This is a genomic window from Nonomuraea sediminis, assembly GCF_018531495.1.
GTDB classification, from domain to species: Bacteria; Actinomycetota; Actinomycetes; order Streptosporangiales; family Streptosporangiaceae; genus Nonomuraea; species Nonomuraea sediminis.
In genome coordinates this window covers 282,283-303,285 of record NZ_JAHDTI010000015.1, presented here as the reverse complement: position 1 = coordinate 303,285, position 21,003 = coordinate 282,283, and the positions used below count along the sequence as shown (strand labels likewise).

The window sequence follows — 21,003 nt, the reverse complement described above, 5'->3', positions numbered from 1 at the left end:
CGCAGTTCAGGGGCTGACAGGGGCCACCCGATAACTCGGATCACGCCTGCGCGCCGCGTGGTCGCTCAGCGGCAGTCCAACCACCACGACCCCCGAACCGGTGAACCTGTGTGGCCAGAGCACTAGGCGCGTTACGAGATCGGCCAGGTGGAGCCTGCTGTGGGCGAGCGCGTCCGTATTGGTGGCATGAGGGAGCCGCAGAGGTAGAGCGGCACGACGGTATCCAGGTGTAGGTCATAGGGGAGGTGTCCTTGGCCGGTGGAGGCGGCGGCTCCTCGGAGTCGATGACCAGCGGCCTGCCGTTGGCGAGCTTTGATGCACCGAAGGTGGACTCACCGGCTCCTGGCTGCCCAAAGAGCGCGATTTTGATCACGACCGTCCTCCCCATCAGGCGTACTCGAACTTGCTGAACGCCTTCACCTTCTGCCAACAGGCGCCTCGGCGACAGGGAAATCAGCCGTGCGGGACGTGCGGATGGACAGGCAGGCGGTGCGGATGGTGCGCTTCGCTACCGCCCGGGCACGGACCAGCTACAGTCGAGGCCACCGGCCTGCACTTGGAGTCCTCTGCCATGACCAGCGCATCCGCACAACACGGCGTGGGTCCCAACCAGAACTTGCAGCTCTTGCTCGATACGCTCGGATGGCGGCCAGAGACGCTGGCGCGGAAGGTCAACGCCGCCCTGGCTCGAGTCAGCGAAAGTCGGCGTGTCCATGAGAAAACCCCGTACCGCTGGCTCCACCATGGACAGGTTCCCCATGCTCCAGTGCCGGATGTCGTCGTCGAGGTGCTGTCTGAGGCCATCGGCGAGCCGGTCGCCTTCAATCATGTGTGGCCGGCGTACTGCGCCTCCCGAGCGCCGTCTCTGCTCCCGGCAAATCATCGACTCGACGTAGCCTGGGATGGCGCAGGATTGCTACGACTCTTGAAAGAGTGGTCCCACGGCATGCTGACACGGCGGAGATTCACGGTGATCTCTGGCGTTTTGCTGACGCGGCCAGCCTGGCAGTGGCTCGACTACCCTCCACCGACGATGGCATCGGCTCAGGGAATGGGAAAGGTCTCCGATGCCGTGGTGTCGCTCATTGAAGAGATCGTTACGAAAGCTCAGCAGCTGGACGATCAGCAAGGCGGAGCAGCGACTACCTTCGTCGCCGACCAGTTCAACTGCGTCAGCCGCCTGCTGCGCACCGCCCGCTACGACGCGCCGACCGGCAGGCGGCTGTGCGCTGCGCTCGCCCAGTTGGCCCAGACCGCAGGATTCATGGCCCACGAAAGCCAACGCGATGGCGAGGCGCAACGCTGGTATCTGGCCGGGCTGCACGCCGCTCAAGCAGCCGACGATCGGGCTCTGGCATCCAGCATCCTGGGCCTGATGAGCAACCAGGCAACCGCACTCGGTAAGATCAACGACGCCTTGCAACTCGCCTCAGCAGCACAGGAAGCCTGCACCGAAGCTCCCACCGCCGTGCAAGCGCTCATCGCAGCACGCAGCGGGCTCGCCTTCTCCGCTGCCGGTGATCTGACCAGTTTCCGCCGCGCTCGCGATCACGCTCTGACGATGCTAAACCGCGCCCACGAGCAAACAGACCGCACGCCCCGCTGGGCGCACTACGTCGACCGCACCGAACTCGACGCTATCGCCGGACGGAGCCTCGTCACCTTGGCCCGGCGTATCCCCGCACGCCAGACACAGTTGCTTCGCGACGCGGAGATCCTGCTGCGAGACAGGGCCCTGGTGGACTCCACCAGCCCCTACCAGCGATCGGCACTACTGCACGGTGCCTGGCTCAGTCTGGCCTACACGCAAGCCGGTCACCTTGATCAAGCCGTGACGATGGGACGACGTACCCTCGGTCGCCTATCCACAGTTACCTCCGTCCGCTGCGTCGATCTCTTGCGTCGCCTACGTGACGATCTTAGGCCGAGCGCCCACCGGACCCCTGCGGTAGGAGACCTCGTCGCCGATCTCAATCGGGTCGTCAACCATGGGTGAGCCTTGGACATGACCCTGGAGAAACACGCCTTCCGGTACGTCGGCGGGTCGCCCTGGGCGGGTAGCCATCGCGGGGCTGCTCCGTCGAATCGTTACGGTCTCGGGCATGCCGGGAGAGGGCCAGCCGGTGGTCACCGGACTTGAGGATGGCGATCCCCAGCTAAGCGTGTTTTGCCCGCTGCGCCACATGCAGCCTCAGGCGCTGCTGTCCAGCGTCCGGTACGGCGAGCAATCCCAGGTGATGCTTCCGAGTTTTTCATAGCCGCTGCAGACCTGAACATGGGTGATATGGCTGATGTAGGTGCGGTCGCTCTTGCAGGAGTCGTTGGGCGCGGTCACCGTCCAGGTCTGCAGGTAGGACGTGCTGTATCGGGCCATGGCGCGATAGCCAGGATTGCGGTTGTCATCGCAGATCTGGATATGTGTGCGGTCTGCGTTGACGGTGGCCACGAAACCATCCCACGTGATTTCGTATGAGCCGATTCCCGCGTACGCCGATCCGCTACCTACAACGCACGACAAGGCCGTGGCCAGGGCAGTGACGCAGATGGAACGCAGTCGCATGGAGTACCTCACACTCGTCGAGCTTCACCGGTTGCCGCCGCGACCGGCAGTGAGGCAGTGTGCCGAGGGCGGTAGTGGAGGACGGGCGAATTGATCACCTCTTGGACGATCAAGAAGGTAGATCAGGCATGGCAGACCTCCATGTCCATCCGGCACGGACTCTTCCTGATCCTCTGAAAGGTCGGGCGTGACCGTTGCCTGTCCCGCTCGGAAGCGCGGTTTCGTGCGATGGTCCGGAAGTGGTCGTCCTCGATCAGGGCGAACCAGGGGCAGTCCGCATGCCTCGGCATCCGCTTCAGCGTGTTCCAGCGTGGTGGACGGCGTTCTCTCTGAACCTTCCATGCTGATGTGACGCACGTCACACACTGAAATCTTTCGGGAAAGCGCTCGCCGCGACACGCCGGTTGACCAGCGAACATGATCGTCGCGGTTGATGCGACTTGACTGTGCGCATTGGGAAAGCGACCTTCCCGGCGTTGACCGATCTTGGATTGTCGCGCACAGTCCGATTGATCGTCTTTATGTCCGTTTTAGGCGCATGAGACCTCGTTGCCCGAGGTCTGCGTCAGCGTGCCTTGAAGGGGTGCGGTATGCGGGTTCGACGTGTGCGGGTGTGGTTGGTCGCGCTGGTTGTCGCTCTGGTGGCCACCTTGCTGGTTTCCGGGGTGGGAGTCCCGGAGCCACTCGTCGAACCAGCCTCCGCGGCTGGGCCGGATCCGGAGCGGTCGGTCGATGGGCAGCCCCTACCGCAGAAGAAGACGGTCAAGGGCGCGGAGGAGACGACGCCCAAGGTGAGCGTTCAGAAGCCGGTGTGGCCCAAGCCGGGCACCGCGACAGTGACGCTGCCAGAACCGGGCAAGGTGACCGATGCAGGGGCCCTGCCGGTGAAGGTGGGGCAGGCCAAGGGCGGCTCACCGGGCAAGGTGAAGGTGGAGACGCTGGCGCCGGATGCGGTACGTGCATTGGGCGGAGTGGGGTTGGCGGCTCAGCTGGTGCGCGCCGATAGCGCAGGGTCGCCGGGCACCGTGCGGGCGGAGTTTTCGTATGCGGCCTTCCGTGACGCCTTCGGCGGGAACTTCGCCGACCGGCTGCAGCTGGTGCGGCTGCCGGCGTGCGTGCTGCAGAGTCCCCGGCCCCGCGACTGCGTCGTACGGCCGACCGTGGTCAAGGCGATCAACGATCTCAAGGCGGGGACGCTGACGGCCGAAGTGGAGGCCGCTCCCACGAACGCCGCCCCTGCCCAGGTCAAGCCGTTCACCCGCAGCAAGGATGCCAAGACCAACGCGGCGCGAGCGTTGGATGCGGCGTTGGCTACGCAGCTGGCGGCGGGCTCGGTGTACCTCCTGGCGACCGCGCTCACCGGCCCAGGCGGTAACTGGGGCGCGACCGACTTGAAGCCGTCGGGGACCTGGCAGGCAGGCACCTCAGGTGGCGGGTTCGACTACGACGTGCCGCTGCCGGAGGCGCCGACGGTGGCCGGGGATGGTCCGGATCTGTCGTTGCAGTACGACGCCTCGTCGGTGGACGGGCAGGGTGATTGGACCAACAACCAGTCCAGCCCGGTCGGCGCCGGTTGGGATCTGAACGCCGGGTTCATCGAGCGGCGGTACGCCCGTTGCCAGGCCGACAACTACAACGACCCGGACACCGCCGACCTGATCTGGACCGCGACTGAGGCGGGCAGCGCGGGGCGGGCGCTGTGCTGGGAGTCGCCGGACGCCAACGACAACGACCCGTCCACCAACGACATGACGCAGTCGGAGCTGCTGCTGAACGCGGGCGGTAAGTCGGCTCGGATCGTCAAGGACGCGACGTCGGGGGCGTACAAGACGGTCCCGGATCTGGGCTGGCGGCTCGAGCAGGTCACCGGTGGGGCCAACGGCCAGCCGTACTGGAAGGTCACCAACCAGCAGGGGCAGGTGTGGCGGTTCGGCTACACCGCCGACGCGCAGTGGCAGGTGCCCTACATCGGTAACGATGCGGGTGAGCCGTGCTACGACAAGTACCAGCGCAACGACACTCCGCCGACGTGTACCGGGGTGTGGCGGTGGAACCTCGATCAGGAGGTCGACCGCAACGAGAACGTCACCGACTACAGCTACACGCCGGAGACCAACTACTTCTGCATGCCCTCGTGTGCGCACGAGATCTACCGGGTGCTGCCCTACACCAGCGGCGGTGTGCTGGCGCAGGTGCGGTGGGGGTCCAACAGCCAGGTCGCCGGGAGTGTGCCGACCGCGCGGACCACGTTCACCACAGTGGATCGGGATGTGGCCGACTGGCCGAGCGACATGCGCTGCACCCAGCAGGTCGGGTGCGCGAACGGCGCGCTGGCGTTCTTCGCCACCAAGAAGCTGACCTCGGTGCTGGCCGAGTCGCTCAACCCCAGCTCGGGTAGCTGGGAGCAGGTGGATCGGCTGGATCTGCGGCAGACGTGGATCAATCAGCGCACCGACTTCGGGCCGCCAAGCGATCCTGCCTTGTGGCTGGACACGGTGCAGGAGACCGGGCTGGCCGCGTCGCCGTCGATCACGTTGCCGCCTGAGGACTTCGATGCGGTGATGCTGGCCGGGGCGATGGACTACACCAACACCTCCGACTGGCCGCAGCAGCTGTCGTGGCGGATGGTGCCGCGCATCGCCGCGATCGGCAACGGGATGGGCGGCCGTATCGAGGTCACCTACGGCCAGGCCGACCCGTGCGGCGGCGGCAAGGGCCGTGATGGCTCCAACTACTTCGCCGACAAGACCGGCGACTGCTACGACAAGGACAAGGGCAGCGACCCGGGCGCGGGCTACGAGAGCTGGACCCGGTACTTCAAGCAACTGGCCACCAAGGTCGTTGAGCGGGACATGGTCGGCGGGTCGCCGGACATGGTGCACGCCTACGAGTTCGTCGGCAGCCCGCGATGGGCCAACCCGATCCAGTTCGCACAACCGAACCTGGCCCCGAACGCCTCGGATTGGCGCGGCTACCAGACGGTCCGCACGGTCGAAGGCTCGGGCACCGATCCGTCGGCCTACAGCGTCAACACGAAGACGTTCCTGCGCGGCACCGGCGAGACAGTCACCACCTTCGACGGCGCCACCATCACCGACGTACAGGCGCTGCAGGGGTACGTGCTGCAGGAGCAAGAGTGGAAAATGACCGCCCTGTCCCCGCGCGCCTACACCGAGGTGTCCTCCACCCGACATGAGTACACCGTCCAGAACACCGGCAATGGGCCGGGCACGTTAGATCCGGCGTTCATCCTGCGTACCCGGGACCGCTCTCGCGAGCTGGTCACCGGCGGCACCTGGCGGTACACCGATGAGCGCACCGCCTACAACGCAGACGGTCTACCGATCAAGGTCAACGACTACGGCCAGGACGGCATCACCACCGACAACTCCTGCATCAGCACCACTTACGCCCGCAACACCGACCCTGGCCAGTACCTGGTCGACTTCCCGGCGATCGTGGAGAAGCACGCCGGTGACGACTGCGTCAACGGGGCGCTGATTGGCAAGACGGTCACGCTGTATGACCTGGGGACGGATCCGGCGACGAACAAGCCGAGCGACGGCAACGTCACCGAAGCCCGCGCATATGCCGACGCCTCCACCGTCTCCACGGCCAAGGCCACCTTCGATGAGTACGGCAGGCCGCTGACGGCCACCGATCCGCTCGGCAAGACGACGAGAACCACTTACACGCCGGCGGTTGGCTGGCCGAAGGACGGCATCACCATCACCAACCCGCTCGGGCACACCTCCACCGCCAAGTTGTCGCACCTACTCGGTGACCCGATCTCGGCGGTGGATGCCAATGGCAAGACCATCGAGGCAGATTATGACGCGCTGGGCCGTGCCACCACGTTGTGGCGGCCGGGCCAGCCGCGCAGTGGCGGCACCCCGACGGCGACCGTCAGCTACGCGATCCCGTGGGACGGCAGCCTGGGCCAGCCCACCGCGCCGATCAAGACGACTGCCCAGCAGCTGTTGACCGGCAGCGGCACCTCTGCCAAGTGGCTCACCACGGCCAGCTACGACGACGGCCTGGGCCGCACCCGCGAATCGCAGGCCGCCTCCCCCGCCGGCGGACGCATCGTGACCGTCACCGCCTACGACCCGCGCGGTTTGACGCTTGCGACGTCGGATCCGGTCTACAACAGCGCTGCCCCAGGTAGCGGCCTGCTCAACCCGGTGCTGACGGATCTGCCGCAGTGGACCAAAACCGTCTACGACGATCAGGAACGCCCGACCGCGGCGATCTCCTATCACCTGGGTGCCGAGCTGCGCCGCACCACCACTGCGTATCCCGGTCTCGACCGGACCGAGGTCACCCCGCCGGTCGGCGCCAAGACTGCCACCATCACAGACGCCTACGACCGCACCATCAAGGTCGAGGAATGGGCCGACGCCACCACGCACAACGACACCAGCTACAGCTACGACCTCAATGGCAACCCCACCAGCACGACGGACGCCAACGGCAACGTCCGCACCACCACCTTCGACTGGCTCGGCCGCCGCACCGCCGCCTCCGACCCCGACGCCGGCCGCTCCACCTACGGCTACGACCTGGCCGGACAGCTGACCTGGAGCATTAACGGCAAGGGCCAGAAGGTCTCGCACAGCTACGATGACCTCGGCCGGCACACCACCCTATGGTCCGGCGACGTCGGGACGGGCACCAAGCTCGCCGAATGGACCTTCGACACCGTCGCCAAGGGCCAACCCACCGCCTCGACTCGGTATGTCGGCGGGCAGGCCTACACCGACACCGTTACCGCCTACGACGACGACTACCACTCCACCGCCAGCAAGACCACCATCCCGGCATCCGAAGGCAACCTGGCCGGCGACTACGCCTTCATCTCCAGCTACGACGCCGCCGGCAACCTGCGGGAGGAGACCCTGCCTGCCGCCGGCGGGCTGCCCGTCGAGAAGCTCACCCACACCTACACCGACCTGGGCTTCGTCAGGGGCCTGACTTCCGACCTGGGTGGCGGGTTCACCTACCTGAAAGACACCGCCCTCACCCCCACCGGCCAGCTCGCCTCCCGCCAGCTCGGCGGCAACGGCCAGATCAAGCGCACGGCCGAGCGGGATGCCTCCACCGACTGGCTGTCGCGGGTCACCACGCAGACCAAGGCCGACACTGCCAGCCCGCAGACCGTTCAGGACGACCGCTACAGCTACGACTTAGGCGGGCAGATCACCCGCGTGCTGGACGCCGCCTCGGCCATCCCCGGCACCACCGACGGCCAGTCCGAATGCTTCGCCTACGACGGCCTGCTCCACCTCAAGACCGCTTACACCACGACTGCGAGTTCCTGCACTGGAACCGGCGACGGCCAGGGTATCGACCCGTACAACCAGGCCTACAGCTACGACAAGGTCGGCAACCTCACCAGCCTGACCGACAACGGCCAGACCGCCACCTATACCTACCCCACCCCCGGCGCCACCGCCGTCCGCCCCAACGCTGTCACCTCCATCACCCGCCCGACCGGCACCGACAGCTATACCTACGACAACAGCGGGCAGCTCACCACCCGCACCGTGGGCGGCAAGCAAGGCACCTTCAACTGGAACGAACTCGGCCAGCTCACCTCAGCCACCGTCGACGGCCAGCAAACCTCGATGATCTACGACGCCGACGGTGACCGTCTCATCCGGCGCGACCCCGATGGCAGCAGCACCCTCTACCTCGGGAGCACCGAACTCAAGCTCTCCGGCGGCCTGGTCGCCGGTAAGCGCTACTACAGCAGCGCCGACGGCGCGCAGATCGCCATGCGCGATGCCACCGGCGTCACCTGGCTGCTGTCCGGCTCCCACGGCAGCACCCAACTGGCCATCAACGACACCACCGGCACCGTCAACCGCGAACGCTACCTGCCCTATGGCCAGCGCCGCGGCAGCGACGACCTGCCCTTCACCGACCGCGGCTTCCTGGGCAAGATCGAAGACGCCGCCACAGGTCTGAACTACCTGGGCGCCCGCTACTACGACCCCACCATCGCCAAATTCATCTCCACCGACCCCGAACTCGACCCCCGCAAACCCGAATGGGCCAACCCCTACTCCTACGCCGGCAACAACCCCATCGGCCTGTCCGACCCCGACGGACTCCGCGTCGACGCCGGCGGTGGCCGCGACCCTGATGCAGGCCGCAGAGCCAACACCACCTTTGACCAAACCCACTACGGCAGTGGCAAGAAGAAGACGCGAGAGCGGATCAACAACGAAGTAAAAAATCATACGACACCGTATCTCAGCGAAATGTCGAAAAAGCCGACAAAGGGAGGAAAGCCGGGTAAACCAGGAAGCACTAGCACCCAGCACAAGCTACCGACACTCCACCTGGACTGCGTCGGAAGCGGCGGGCACAAGGCATGCGACCCTGTACCCGAATTCTCGCCGCTCCAGATAGGCGTATTCACATGGCTGAAAAAGTACTACGACGCCACAAAGATCGCCGGAGCGTGTGTGCAGAGCAAGTACGCGAAAGAGTGCGAACAGTCGATTAATGATCTTGCAGGCCCAACGATTATAAATAAACTTCGTAGACTATCTGAATGCAATAGCTTCAGCGCAGATACCGAAATATTGATGGCCGATGGCACGCATGAACGTATCGACAAGATTCAAAACGGCGACAAAGTGGTCGCCACGGATCCCGATACCGGCAAGACTGCCATCAAGAACGTCGTAGCTCTGCACAAGAACCGTGACACCCAGTTGGCCGATGTGACCGTCCTAACGGAAACAGGCCAGAATATCACCATCTACACCACCCAACAGCACCCATTCTGGGACGAGACTCGTCATGCGTGGGTGGAAGCCGCTGATCTGACCCCTGGAGATCGCCTTCGAACCCTAAAAGCGGCAACGCTTGTGGTCGAGGTCCGCACCTTCAGTGGGTCGCAGGACATGTACAACCTGACAGTCGCTGGTATCCACACTTACTATGTCTTGGCCGGAGCAGCGCCGGTCCTCGTTCATAATACCAAGTGCCCTCATTCGAATGATATCGGAGCCGTTGCCCAAAAGCGTGCAGAAGAAATCCTCGGCAAGCGGTATCCTGGGGGCAAGATGCACACTCAGTTCGAAATCTGGACACCGCATGGAGTGCGCAGAGTTGATATCGCCGGAGAGAATTCGCGCGGTGGGTTCGATCTATACGAGATCAAGGGGAATGGGTCGAATTACCCCAGCAGGGAACGAAAGAAGGATAAATGGATCGAGGAAAACTTGGGCTGGAAGACCCAGGTCTGGAGATTCAGTGTAAAGTGTCAGTGCTACACAAGGTAGAGGTGCTCCGTGATCGAGAGGAGATCGAGTGGGACTCGACTACGCCTTCTGGAAGGCGGGAGAAGGCTCCCGTGAGGAGATCTATGCGGACCTTGGGGAGGGAGAATCGGGTCGACTCACCGAGAGTGACGATGTACTGAAGTTCCGTCATGGCCTGCTCGCCTCCTGGCCGGAGCTTGAAGACTCTATCGAGCCTTACGAGGAAGACCCCGATTTCGACGCAGCCGATCTGGCCAAATATGTCGTGATCAATATTCACGCTAACGAAGTGAGTCGCATCGAGAATGTATGGGCTCTCGCTGAGCAATATGGCCTGGTCGCATACGATCCACTGCATAAGGACGGTTAACCACTGCAGAGGTTGAAAAGGTGAGGTCTCGCGGCGTGGTTGCGTGACCATGACTGGCCCGGTGGGATGTGATATCCGGATGGTGGTGGTCTGACCCCGGAGGCACGCGCCAGAAAGGAGGCCCGGGACCGGGCTCAAACATGGTTCCAGGTCTTAGCATAACTATGAATCAGATCTTTGAAGATAATGACTATTACACTGGGCCGACGCTGGACGATAGACTAGTTCGTCAAGCTGAATAATCCATCGGCTTTCGGCTGCCTCGGTCATATATCAACCTGCTATCTCAACGAAATGGCGGGGTCCCCAGAAAGCGCTGTTTCTCAACCGCATTTATGATTTCCTGGGCGCCTGACCATATCGAAATCGATGCGATCCGAGGTGTTGGAGGAGAGTGGGGAATAGGCTCGTCATCGGGTCTAGGGAGTGCAGAAATGATCGCCGAATGGGGCTATCCAGAGATAGGCGTAGTTATATGTGTCATGCCATCGGGGGGCGCGACGCTATAATGCTCGACTACTCTGCGTCGGGGCCCGGAGGTGAGCCTGCCGTCGCATACATCGATGAAGACCGCGTACCTAGGCGAATCGCAAGCTCCTTTCAGGAGTTCCTGGAGCGCATGGAACCTCGCGAGCGCTTCGCGTCTTGAATCCGAAGATTTATGCTGCAGGAATTCGCAAATAGATTCCGTTCCTGCCCTCATGGGCGTTGCACCCGCGTGGCTTCGCTGGCGCTCGCTTCCGCTAATGCGGCATGTGATCTAGGGATATGTTCTAGAGAGCTTTAAAGGCCGGGGTTACGGCGGTTTGGTGTCGAGGCCGGTCTTGGCGATGAAGCCGCTGATCAGCTGGGGCCGGTACTGCATCTTCTTCAGCCGGGTCTTGATCAGCCGGGCGAGTTCGTTCAGGGTCTTCTTGGCGAGGTTGGCCAGGGAGCGTTTCAGGTGCGCCCAGACGCCCTCGACCGGGTTGAGCTCGGGCGCGTACGAGGGCAGCTGAATGACCGTCAGCCAGGCACGACGCTCGACCAGCGCACGCATCCGCGCGCTGATGTGGGTGTTCAAGCTGTCCCACACGAGCACGATCGGGCCGCCCAGCTGCTGGTGGGCGGCATCCAGCAAAGCGATGTAGTCGGCCTCGGAGAACGACTTGCGCTCGCCCTTACGTCCCCGCCGCAGCCGGATCCGGTAGATCAGCCGCGGCAGATGGCCGGGCTTGGTAGCGATCAGTCCGGCGATCATCACGGTGCCCGACCCGCCGCCGGACACCGTCACCACCGGCGTCATCCCGCGCCGTCCCCAGCTGCGGCCCTTGGGTGGTCTCAGGCCTTGACCGGCCTCATCTTCCCAGCAGAGTCAGGCGTCCAGGTTCGCCGCGGCCCTTTTCCCTCCGGCCAGACCTCGTCTCGCCAGGCGACAATCGCCTGCTCATCACGCTCGGCCGCGCGCCGCGCGCTCGTTGAGCGCACGTGACTATTAAAACTTCTGCAATATCCGCAATTGGGGATGTCTGAACTCCTCCTCTCTAGCAGGTATTTGGATTGGTGACAGGGCTTGTTGTCTGCTGAAAGCGGGAGTGACCTGAGCATCGAACTCCAGCCTGCCGAGTGCGCGCCATGAGCGCGGCATGCGGCGGACTTGACGACCCGGCCGGAGGTAGGGGTCCATGGTCCGTACCCCTGACGGCCTGGGAATCCGATGATGCAAGCTGTGACCGCAGTGAGCACCAGGAGATCGTGACGGAGAACAGAAAGCCGGCGCGCTGCGTAGCGGACCGGCGATCGGGCGCTTCGTTGCAGACCGTCATTCAGTTTGTCCTGGTCGACGGAGAGGTGGGTGACCGGCTCCATCGACGGCAGGCACGTGTGGTCATGGAGGTTCTGGCATGCCTGGCGGCTCGCAAAGCCCCGCTCCCTTCCCGCTCGACGACATCACATCCGGATCGAGAGGGAGAGCATCCCGCCTGATGGGGAGCGGGCAGAGAGGGAATCTCGATGGTCCTCTCCTGGTCGCCTTCGCCGGCCGTACCTCCACCGAGGACCAGCAGGACCCCACCCTGTCCATCCCGCGCCAACTCGGCGCCTGCCGATCCGGCCTTCCCCCGCAAGCGATCATCGTGGCTCACTTTTACGATATCGAGTCCGGCCGTAAAGACCTCAGCGCGCGAGGACTTGGTCGCGGACACGAGCGCTTCGCTATCCCAGTTCCGCGGGACGGCGGTATCCAGGAGCTCTTGGCCGAGGCCGCCCGGCCCGATCGCCGGTTCAATGCGGTGATCTGCGAGTCCATCGACCGCATCGCCCGCCGTACCTACATCGCCACCCAGGTCGAGAACCAGCTCGAACAGCTTGGCGTACTCCTGCTGTGCGCCGACGAACCCATCATCCTCAACGGCAAACGCGCGTCCCAGATCCTCACCCGTCGCGTCAAACAGGGCGTCGCCGAGTGGTACATCCTGGAACTGCTGGAGAAGTCCTGGGGCGGCTTCGAGACCCACACCGAGCAGGGCTAGAACGTCGGCAAGCCCTGCTACGGCTACGACGCCGACAAGATCCCGCACCCCGTCCCTGCCCGCCGCGCCGAAGGCAGGACCAAACACCGGCTTGTCCCGAACCCTGTACGTGGCCCGGTCGTCACCCACATTTTCACGCTGCGAGTTGTCGAGCGGCTCGCCTACAAGGAGATCGCCGAGCAGCTCAACCGTGACCTGGACCGGTATCCCCCGCCAACCCCCGTGAACCCTGCTCGTGCCCTCGGCTACTGGGCGGTCAGCTCCATCCGCGAGATTGTCATCAACCCTAAGTACACGGGATACATGGTCTGGAATCGCCGGGCGACCAAGAAGGGCGGATCCTGTAACCCGCCTGAGGCGTGGGTGTGGTCCCCGCAGCCGACGCACGAGCCGCTCGTCACTAAAGAGACCTTCCTGGCCGCGCAGAAGGTCGCCGCTGAGAAGGAGCGTTCCCGAAGTGCGGCGGGTCCCAATGCTGCTCACCCACAGGCCCGCCGGTCCTACCCTCTGCGCTCTCACGTCTTCTGCGCTGCCTGCGAGCGCCGCATGTTCGGCAAGACTCGAACGCCCTACAGCTACTACGCCTGCGTGCCCGCTCCCGGATACCGCCCCCAAGGGCACCCCGCCGCGATCTACGTCCGCGAGGACCGGCTCATGGACGGCGTCAGCGACTTCTTCGCCCGCCGGATCTTCGGCTCAGCCCGCAAGGTCTACCTCGACCGCGCTCTCGCCGACAGCGAGAACACCGCCGTCGGCGAGCACCAGGCCAAGGCTGAAGCGCTACGTCGCGCCATCACCGACATCGACGTTCGCCGTACTCGGCTGGTACGCACCCTGGAGATGACCGACGATCCCACGGGCGACCTTGTCCAGGACATCCAGAACCGTGCCGCTCATCTCGCTGAGGAGCGGGTGGCGAAGCAACGGGAGCTCCACGATCTCGAACAGGCCCGGCCCACGCAGACCGAGCCGGAGTTGCTCGACGAGATCCCGGTTGGATCGGCAGACTTGGCCTTGCTGCCGGAGGCCGTTCTTCGGCGCTTGTTCGACGCATTTCGGTTGGAGATCCACTACGACAAGCCGACCAACACCGCCACCTGCAGGGCCACCATCACGAGCGACACCCTATGTGCGATACGACAAGTTGCGGGCACCGCTCTCAAGATCGGGCGGCATGAAGAAAGGGCAACCCCGAAGGAGCTGCCCATCTGTGATGTGCCCCCGGCAGGATTCGAACCTGCGGCACCCGCTTTAGGAGAGCGGTGCTCTATCCCCTGAGCTACGGAGGCGGACGTCAGTAAGCGTAGCGAATCTCTGGGCGTGCGTGTGCCGTCAGGGGGGCCGTTGTTGCCACGGGGATCGTCATGGGTGGTGTGGGTGGGGGTAAAGGGAGGACAAGCGATCCCTGTTCCCTGCATGGTGCGGGGCTAGCGTCTGCCGGGTGAATCGTAGGCGGAGTAAACAAACGCGTAGGCGGCCTGTGGTGTTCGTCGTGGCGTTGCTGGCGCCTGCCATCTTGGCCGGGGGGTTGATGGCGGGGGAGCTGGGTGGGTATCGGGAGGGGGGTGCTTCCGAGGCGGTGCCTTCTGGTGGGGCCGGGTTGGCGTTTGAGCCTGTGTTGGTGCCTGCCCCTGTGCATGCCGATCTTTGGTACGAGGGGGCCGTGCCGGCGCCTGAGCGGTCGCGGGAGCCTGTTGCGGCTGTGGCGGCGCCCGTTACGTCTTCGCCGCCGGTTGTGGTGCGGAGTACGCCTCGGCCGGAGGTTACGCATTCCAGTTGTCCGGGGGAGTGGGAGGACACCTGGTTGTGGGAGTTGTGTCGGGAGCATGAGCGGCGGCCTGCCTGATCGGTGGTTGGGTGTTCGACCCGACGGTGTCGGTGCTCAGGTGCCCGGTTCGGCGGTAGGCGGGTAAGCCCAGTTGACGGCGCGGCAGGGGTGGCGCGCCATTGCGGGCCAGGCCGAGTGGGGCGCAGGGATGGCGCGCCACTGAGGGGCTGGCCGGGTGGGGCGAGGAGACTGGCCGCCGGTGAGGTGGAGAGGCTGGCTGGATAGGGCGGCGAGGTCGAGGAGGCCGGGCTCAGGAGCCAGGTCGGGCTGAGGCGCCGGGGCAGGCCGGACGAAGAGGCCGGGTCGGGCTTAGGTGGCAGGCCGGGCGGAGAGGCCGGGTCGGGCCGAGGCGCCGGGGCGGGTCGGGGAGTCGGGCTGAGGAGCCGGACAGGCTGAGGTGTTGGGCCGAGGAGCCGGGGCAAGCCGGGGAGTCGGGCCGAGGAGCCGGGGCAAGCCGGGGAGTCGGGCTGAGCAGCCAGGGCAGGCCGAGGGGCGGGGCTAGGGAGCTGGAGCAGGCTGAGGGGTTGGGCCGAGGCGCCAGGTCGGATCGACGGCCGAGCCGGGGCGGCGCGTGAGGGCAACAGGCTGGTGTCGGGCGACGGTCCGGCGGGGCAAGGGGTGGGCTCGGCGGGGTAAGAGGTGGACTCGGAGGGGCAAGGCGTGGACTCGGCACAGGGTTGGAGTAGCGGGTCGCGCAGGTGGACACAAGGAGCTGGACGGAGCCGGTAAGCCAGGTCGGATAGGCGTCCGAGCTAGGGCGGCGGCTTCGGAGCAAGCGTCTGGTCTTGGGCAGGGGCGCGAGGCGTTGGCGCAGTGCGGGTTCCAGCAGTAGGCGGGGTCGGGGACTAGTAGGCGGGGCCGGGGACCCAAACGGTGGCCAGAAGGCTGGGGTTCCTGGGTCGGTGAACTCGATGAGCTTGCGTGGGGTGCTGGGGACGCTGGGCCGGGCAGGCTGAGGCGTCATGGGTTCGCCGACGCAGCGCTGCGAGCTGCGGGTTTGGCAGGGGCTCGGGTGGGTGGGCGTGAAGGGTTGCCGTGCTTGGTGCTGCTGGCGGATGAAATGGGGCTTTCGGAACATAGCGGCTCTCTGGAGTTCGGTCCGGGCACTCGGGGGGCTGTAGTAACGTGCGTGCCTGACCCAGGTAACGAGTTCGCAAACGGAGGAGTCGAACGTGCCATCCGCTCGATCAGCAGGTCTGATCGCGGTCGTCATGGCGATGACTTCTCTTTGCGCGCCAGCGGCCCATGCCGCACCCGTGTCCACAACCCTGGCCGAAACGGCCAAGGACCCCTCCAACCTGACCGAGCTACGCAAGCAGGCCGAGCAGTCGGCCAAGGAGCTCGAGGACGCCACCAAGGCGCTGGAGAAGCGCAGGAGCGACATCGCGGCCTCCGAGAAGCAGCTGAAGGACAAGCTGCGCTCCCTGCAGACCGCCGACCAGCAGCTGGCGCAGATCAGGCAGCCCGTGTCCCAGATGGCCGAGCTGCTGTACGAGCAGCCGGTGGGCGCCGACGGGATCGCGCCGTTCCTGTCCGGCGATGCCGGCGACGGGACGTTGCGGGCGATGGCCAACGTGGGGCAGATCGTGGCGGTCCGGCAGCAGGCGGTGGAGCAGACCAGCCAGCTGTACACGCAGACCGAGCAACTGGCCGCGCAGGCGCAGGATCTGCGGGCGAGCAACCTGCTGGCCGAGGCGCAGATGGCCGCGGAGATCGACACCCTGAGGCAGCGCTCCGACAAGATCGTGAAGTCGCTGACCGCGGCTCTGGTGAAGCTGGGCATCAAGATCGACAAGGTGGGGAAGGCCGCGCTCGGGTGCAACCCGCTGCAGGCGGCCACGGCCAACGACTATCCGAACGGGCTGATCCCGCGCACCATGCTGTGCCCTCTGCAGCAGAAGGGGTTCATGCTCAGGGCGGATGCCACGATCGCGTTCGTCAGCTTGAACGAGGCCTATCGCAGGCAGTTCGGCAAGCAGATATGCGTCACTTCGGCCTACCGCAGCCTGAGCGAGCAGCAGTCGGTCTACTACCGCCGCCCTGGGTTCGCCGCGGTGCCCGGGCGCAGCAACCACGGGCTCGGGCTGGCCGCCGACCTGTGCGGAGGCATACAGAATCCCGGTTCCGTCCAGTTCCGGTGGATGGAGCAGAACTCCAAGAAGTACGGCTGGTTCCATCCCGCCTGGGCCTACAGCAGCCCGTTCGAGCCGTGGCACTGGGAGTACAACCCGAAGATCGACTCGGTCCTCTAGACCGGGGTGACCTCGGCGCAGCACTGCGCGCAGCGTGAGGCGGCCTTGGGGATCTCGGACAGGCACTCGGGGCACTCGCGCGTGATCGCTTCCTCGCGGGCCACTGCGCGCTCCTTGAGGTGGTTGTAGGGCTTGATGATCAGGAAGTAGACCACCCCCGCGACCATGAGGAACGACACCACGGCGTTGATGAAGTTGCCGTAGAGGAAGTTGGAGCGGCCGATCGTGAACCTCAGCGAGGAGAAGTCGGGCAGCCCGCCGATCGCCGAGATCAGCGGCGTCAGCAGATCCTTCACGAAGGAGTTGACGATCGCGGTGAACGCCGCGCCGATGACGACCGCCACGGCCAGGTCGATGACGTTGCCGCGCATGAGGAACTTCTTGAATCCACTCATGAAAAACGATCGTATCTGATCGATTACTCAGGGTGATGGCTTGATCGTGATCGACAAACTCCCTCCCGCCTGCGCCGCGGCGAGCTGGCCGGCCTGGGTGGGCGTGGCCGCGAGCACGACTAAGGCGCCGTGCTCGTCCTTGCTCGCCGGGATCGTGACCACCCTGACGTCGTCGGCCACCAGCTGCGCGCTCTGACCCTCCCAGGCGGCCAGCACGCCCACGATCGAGCCGGGCGCGATCAGCCGGACCGCGTCGCGGTCGGCGATGCGCACCGGCGCGGCCACGGCGCCGGGCGGCAGCGGCATGTGCGGCAGCAGCCGTACGTCGGTCAGCGGCTCTCCCTTGCGCATGGCGGTGGCAAGTACCTGGCCGATGCCGCCCGAGCGCAGGGCGCCGTCGGGCGGCGGGTCGACCGGGGCCGCGCGCAGGTCGCCCGGCTCGAGCACGCCGGGAGCCAGGTCGCGCGCCGCCACCAGGATGGGGTCAGGGCCGGCCGGCCGTACGGTCAGCAGGGCCGTCAGCACGGCCAGACCGGTCAGGACGGAGGCGATGAGGCGCCGGAGGCGGGCGAAGCGGCGCGCCCAGGTCACGGCAGCTCGAAGGGCAGCTTGAGGCCGTCGAGCGCCGAGCCGCACTCGCAGGTGCGCTTGTCGGGCAGAGCCTCGACCGTCGCGGAGACCAGGGTGCGCATGCGGGCGACGTTTTCCGCGAAGAAGGCCATGACCCCCTCGTGGGTGACGCCCTCGCCCGCCTCCACGCCCGCGTCGAGGTCGGTCACCAGCGCCAGGGACGTGTAGCACAGGGCCAGCTCGCGCGCCAGGACGGCCTCGGGGTGGCCGGTCATGCCGACGATGGTCCAGCCGTTGGCGGTGTACCACTGGGACTCGGCGCGGGTGGAGAAGCGCGGGCCTTCGATGACCACGAGCGTGCCGCCGTCGACGGTCTGCCAGTCGCCGGAGCGGGCGGCGGCCACGGCCACCTCGCGGCCCGAGGAACAGTAAGGGTCGGCGAATGCGACGTGGACGGCGCCGCCGGCGTCGTAGTAGGTCTGCACGCGGCCGGAGGTGCGGTCGACGATCTGGTCGGGGATGACGATCGTGCCCGGCCCGTATTCGGCGCGCAGCGAGCCGACCGCGTTCGGGGCCAGCACCTGGCGCACGCCCAGCGAGCGCAGCGCCCACAGGTTGGCCCTGTAAGGAATACGGTGAGGTGGGAACTGGTGGCCGCGCCCGTGCCTGGGGATGAAGGCCACGGAACGCGAGCCGATCCTGCCCACCGTGACGACGTCGCTCGGCGGGCCGTACGGCGTGCTGAGCTGGATCTCCTCCGCGTCGTCGAGCAGGGAGTAGAAGCCGGACCCGCCGATGACGCCGATGTCTGCGCGATTGACCATGGCGCCGAGATTAGTGGCATGGCGTGGGGGCACGGCAGGAGGAGAACAGCGTTCTGTGGACAGCCGAGCAAGATCGGCCCGCCTGTGGATAACTCGAAGTGGCCACAAGAACGCGCGGAGTAATATCGCCGCAGGGGGGATCATCATGCGGCAACGGGGCCTCGGCCTGATCATCATGGCGCTCATGCTCGGCATGCTGCTGGCGGCGCTCGACCAGACGATCGTGTCCACCGCGCTGCCCACCATCGTCGGCGACCTCGGCGGCCTGGAGCGGCTGTCGTGGGTGGTCACCGGCTACATGCTGGCCTCCACCGTGTCCACCCCGCTATGGGGCAAACTGGGCGATCAGTTCGGCCGCAAGAGGCTGTTCATCGGCGCGATCGTGATCTTCCTGATCGGGTCGGCCCTGTGCGGGCTGAGCCAGAGCATGGACCAGCTGATCGCCTTCCGCGCGCTTCAGGGGCTGGGCGGCGGCGGGCTGATGGTGCTCGCGCAGGCCATCGTGGGCGACGTCGTCTCCGCGCGCGATCGGGGCAAGTACCAGGGCTGGTTCGGCGGGGTCTTCGCGGTGTCGAGCATCGTCGGCCCGCTGCTGGGCGGCCTGTTCGTGGACCATCTGTCCTGGCACTGGGTTTTCTACATCAACCTGCCCCTCGGCGTGATCGCGCTGGTGGTGATCATCGTCGTGCTGCCCGGCGACGACACCAGGACCGCCCACAAGATCGACTATGCGGGGGTGGTGCTGCTCGGCGCCGCCACCTCGTGCCTGGTCCTGATCGCGACCTGGGGTGGCACCACTTACGCCTGGAGCAGCCCGGTCATCATCGGGCTCGCCGTCGCCGCGCTGGTGCTGCTCGTGGCCTGGGGCTTCGTCGAACGGCGGGCCGCCGAGCCGGTGATGCCGCTCGGGCTGTTCAAGCTGCGCGCGTTCAGCATGACGGCGACCGTCGGATTCGTGGTGGGGTTCGGCATGTTCGGTGCGCTGACGTATCTGCCCCTCTATCTGCAGACCGTCCATGGCGTGAGCCCGACGCTGTCGGGCGTCCACCTGCTGCCGATGATGGCGGGCATGCTCCTGATGTCCATCGTCAGCGGGCAGATCATCTCCAGAACCGGCAGGTACCGCTTCCTGCCCATCGCCGGTACCGGCATCGCGACGGTCGGGATGGGCCTGCTTTCGACGCTGAGCGAGCACAGCAGCCTGCTCACGCTGGGCGTCTGCCTGCTCGTGCTCGGCATCGGGCTGGGCATGACCATGCAGGTGCTGGTGATCATCGTGCAGAACGCGGTCGAGTTCAAGGACCTGGGCGTCGCCACCTCGGGTGCGACGTTCTTCCGCATGATCGGCGGCTCGTTCGGCGTGGCCACGCTTGGCTCGGTCTTCGCGAGCACGCTCAACGCCGACCTGGCCAGGGTGATGGCGACGACCACGTTGCCGGCGGGGTTCGATCCGGCCCAGATTCAGCAGGACCCGACCGTGATCCAGAAGCTGCCGCCGGAGGTGGCAGCTGATTTCCTGCACGTGTACGCGAGCTCGATCGCCACTGTCTTCCGCGTGGCCACGCCGGTGATGTTCGTGGCGTTCCTGCTGAGCTGGCTCATTCCCGAGAAGCGGCTCAGGGAGACGACCAAGGCCTCCGACCTGGGTCAGGGCCTGGGCGCGACATCCGCGGAGCGCTCCTCGCTCGCGGAGGTGGAGCGGGGTCTGGTACGGCTGGCCGACGCGGACCTGCGCCGGGGCTACTACGACAGGCTCGGGGCGCTGGCGGGGCTGGACGGCATACCGTCGCAGGGCGTCTGGGTGATCGCCAGGCTCGGCGGCGAGGGCTGGGTCAGGGCCGACGCCCTGGCCGAGCGTGCCGAGGTCACCAGAGCGGAAGGGCGACCGTACGTCGATCAGCTCATCGCCGCAGGGCTGGTGGAGCGCTCGCCGGATGACGAGTCGCTCAGGCTGACCCCCGCGGGTGACGCGGCTGCGCAGGCGCTCCTGCGCCACTCACGCGACGGGCTGAAGAAGCTCGTGGCCGACTGGGGGTCGTGTCCAGGGCTGGAGGAGCTGCTCGACAAGCTCACGCCTGAGCTGCTCGGCGCGCACGCCGACCGGCCTGGCTAGTTGGAGGCGGCAGCGGGAGCGGGGGTCGACTTCGTCTCGGTGGACGGCTTGCTCTCGGACTTCGACGACGAGGGCGTGCTCGACGTGGAGGTGGACGTCGACGACGAGCGGTTGTCGGTGCGGTAGAAACCCGACCCCTTGAAGACGATTCCCACCGCGGAGAACACCTTGCGGAGGTTTCCTTGGCAGTTGGGGCAAACAGTCAGGGCGTCGTCAGTGAACTTCTGGACGACCTCGAGCTGCTCACCGCAGTCGTTGCAGGCGTACTGATAGGTCGGCACGCGCTCCTCCTCCGTCAGGCTCT

The 21,003-nt window shown here is 65.8% G+C and carries 13 protein-coding genes, 1 tRNA gene and 1 pseudogene; 7 read left to right on the top strand and 8 right to left on the bottom strand.

Annotated features, from left to right (window positions below; genetic code table 11):
- The first annotated feature begins 571 nt into the window (after positions 1-571).
- Positions 572-1,996 (top strand): NsdA family TPR-like regulatory protein, encoded by a 1,425-nt coding sequence (locus KIK09_RS47040; protein WP_214326042.1) that lies wholly within the window; start codon positions 572-574, stop codon positions 1,994-1,996.
- A gap of 195 nt (positions 1,997-2,191) precedes the next feature.
- On the opposite strand, the gene KIK09_RS47035 is transcribed toward KIK09_RS47040, so the two are convergent.
- Positions 2,192-2,446 carry a hypothetical protein gene (locus tag KIK09_RS47035; protein WP_214326041.1) on the bottom strand — a complete coding sequence of 85 codons (255 nt, stop codon included), beginning with the start codon at positions 2,444-2,446 and terminating at the stop codon, positions 2,192-2,194.
- 704 nt (positions 2,447-3,150) lie between these two features.
- Here KIK09_RS47035 and KIK09_RS47030 point away from each other — a divergent pair.
- Together KIK09_RS47030 and KIK09_RS47025 are read left to right on the top strand one after the other, a co-directional pair.
- Positions 3,151-9,858, top strand: coding sequence for a polymorphic toxin-type HINT domain-containing protein (locus tag KIK09_RS47030; RefSeq protein ID WP_214326040.1), 6,708 nt, complete (start codon positions 3,151-3,153; stop codon positions 9,856-9,858).
- Positions 9,859-9,886: 28 nt separating this feature from the next.
- Positions 9,887-10,207, top strand: a complete 321-nt coding sequence (locus KIK09_RS47025) for a hypothetical protein (RefSeq protein ID WP_214326039.1) — start codon at positions 9,887-9,889, stop codon at positions 10,205-10,207.
- A gap of 796 nt (positions 10,208-11,003) precedes the next feature.
- On the opposite strand, the gene KIK09_RS47015 is transcribed toward KIK09_RS47025, so the two are convergent.
- Positions 11,004-11,531: a transposase gene (locus KIK09_RS47015; RefSeq protein ID WP_214326078.1), complete on the bottom strand. Its 528-nt coding sequence runs from the start codon at positions 11,529-11,531 to the stop codon at positions 11,004-11,006.
- Positions 11,532-12,171: 640 nt separating this feature from the next.
- Here KIK09_RS47015 and KIK09_RS47010 point away from each other — a divergent pair.
- The gene (locus KIK09_RS47010; RefSeq protein ID WP_214326038.1) at positions 12,172-12,717 is read left to right on the top strand and encodes a recombinase family protein; all 546 of its coding nucleotides are present in this window, start codon (positions 12,172-12,174) and stop codon (positions 12,715-12,717) included.
- Between the two features lie 39 nt (positions 12,718-12,756).
- A pseudogene (locus KIK09_RS60830) lies at positions 12,757-13,146 on the top strand (recombinase family protein); the annotation flags it as partial.
- 351 nt (positions 13,147-13,497) lie between these two features.
- Here KIK09_RS60830 and KIK09_RS47000 read toward each other — a convergent pair.
- Both KIK09_RS47000 and KIK09_RS46995 read right to left on the bottom strand, forming a co-directional pair.
- A complete protein-coding gene (locus tag KIK09_RS47000; protein WP_214326037.1) occupies positions 13,498-13,788 on the bottom strand; it encodes a hypothetical protein in 291 nt (96 codons plus the stop codon).
- 145 nt (positions 13,789-13,933) lie between these two features.
- A tRNA-Arg gene (locus KIK09_RS46995) sits at positions 13,934-14,006 on the bottom strand.
- A 1,795-nt stretch (positions 14,007-15,801) separates the two neighbouring features.
- Here KIK09_RS46995 and KIK09_RS46990 point away from each other — a divergent pair.
- A complete protein-coding gene (locus tag KIK09_RS46990) occupies positions 15,802-16,797 on the top strand; it encodes a D-alanyl-D-alanine carboxypeptidase family protein (protein ID WP_308164722.1) in 996 nt (331 codons plus the stop codon).
- On the opposite strand, the gene mscL is transcribed toward KIK09_RS46990, so the two are convergent.
- The 3 genes from mscL to KIK09_RS46975 are packed head-to-tail and all read right to left on the bottom strand — an operon-like array spanning position 16,794 to position 18,586.
- Entirely contained in the window at positions 16,794-17,192 is a 399-nt protein-coding gene (gene mscL / locus KIK09_RS46985; RefSeq protein WP_214326036.1) for a large conductance mechanosensitive channel protein MscL, read from the bottom strand. The two genes, KIK09_RS46990 and mscL, sit on opposite strands and share 4 nt — an antisense overlap.
- 27 nt (positions 17,193-17,219) lie before the next feature.
- The gene (locus tag KIK09_RS46980) at positions 17,220-17,783 is read right to left on the bottom strand and encodes a CpaB family protein (protein WP_214326035.1); all 564 of its coding nucleotides are present in this window, start codon (positions 17,781-17,783) and stop codon (positions 17,220-17,222) included.
- Positions 17,780-18,586 carry an S-methyl-5'-thioadenosine phosphorylase gene (locus tag KIK09_RS46975; RefSeq protein ID WP_214326034.1) on the bottom strand — a complete coding sequence of 269 codons (807 nt, stop codon included), beginning with the start codon at positions 18,584-18,586 and terminating at the stop codon, positions 17,780-17,782. Before KIK09_RS46975 ends, KIK09_RS46980 begins: the two co-directional genes overlap by 4 nt.
- A gap of 145 nt (positions 18,587-18,731) precedes the next feature.
- On the opposite strand from KIK09_RS46975, the gene KIK09_RS46970 reads away from it, so the two are divergent.
- Complete coding sequence (locus KIK09_RS46970; protein ID WP_214326033.1) at positions 18,732-20,699, top strand: MFS transporter; 1,968 nt, start codon at positions 18,732-18,734, stop codon at positions 20,697-20,699.
- On the opposite strand, the gene KIK09_RS46965 is transcribed toward KIK09_RS46970, so the two are convergent.
- Entirely contained in the window at positions 20,696-20,980 is a 285-nt protein-coding gene (locus KIK09_RS46965; RefSeq protein ID WP_214326032.1) for an FmdB family zinc ribbon protein, read from the bottom strand. The two genes, KIK09_RS46970 and KIK09_RS46965, sit on opposite strands and share 4 nt — an antisense overlap.
- Between the last annotated feature and the right edge of the window lie 23 nt (positions 20,981-21,003).

Coding starts and splice junctions, on each gene's coding strand:
- KIK09_RS47010 (WP_214326038.1), top strand. CDS start 12,172: ATGGGGAGCGGGCAGAGAGGGAATCTCGATGGTCCTCTCCTGGTCGCC.
- KIK09_RS47030 (WP_214326040.1), top strand. CDS start 3,151: ATGCGGGTTCGACGTGTGCGGGTGTGGTTGGTCGCGCTGGTTGTCGCT.
- KIK09_RS46975 (WP_214326034.1), bottom strand. CDS start 18,586: ATGGTCAATCGCGCAGACATCGGCGTCATCGGCGGGTCCGGCTTCTAC.
- KIK09_RS46970 (WP_214326033.1), top strand. CDS start 18,732: ATGCGGCAACGGGGCCTCGGCCTGATCATCATGGCGCTCATGCTCGGC.
- mscL (WP_214326036.1), bottom strand. CDS start 17,192: ATGAGTGGATTCAAGAAGTTCCTCATGCGCGGCAACGTCATCGACCTG.
- KIK09_RS47040 (WP_214326042.1), top strand. CDS start 572: ATGACCAGCGCATCCGCACAACACGGCGTGGGTCCCAACCAGAACTTG.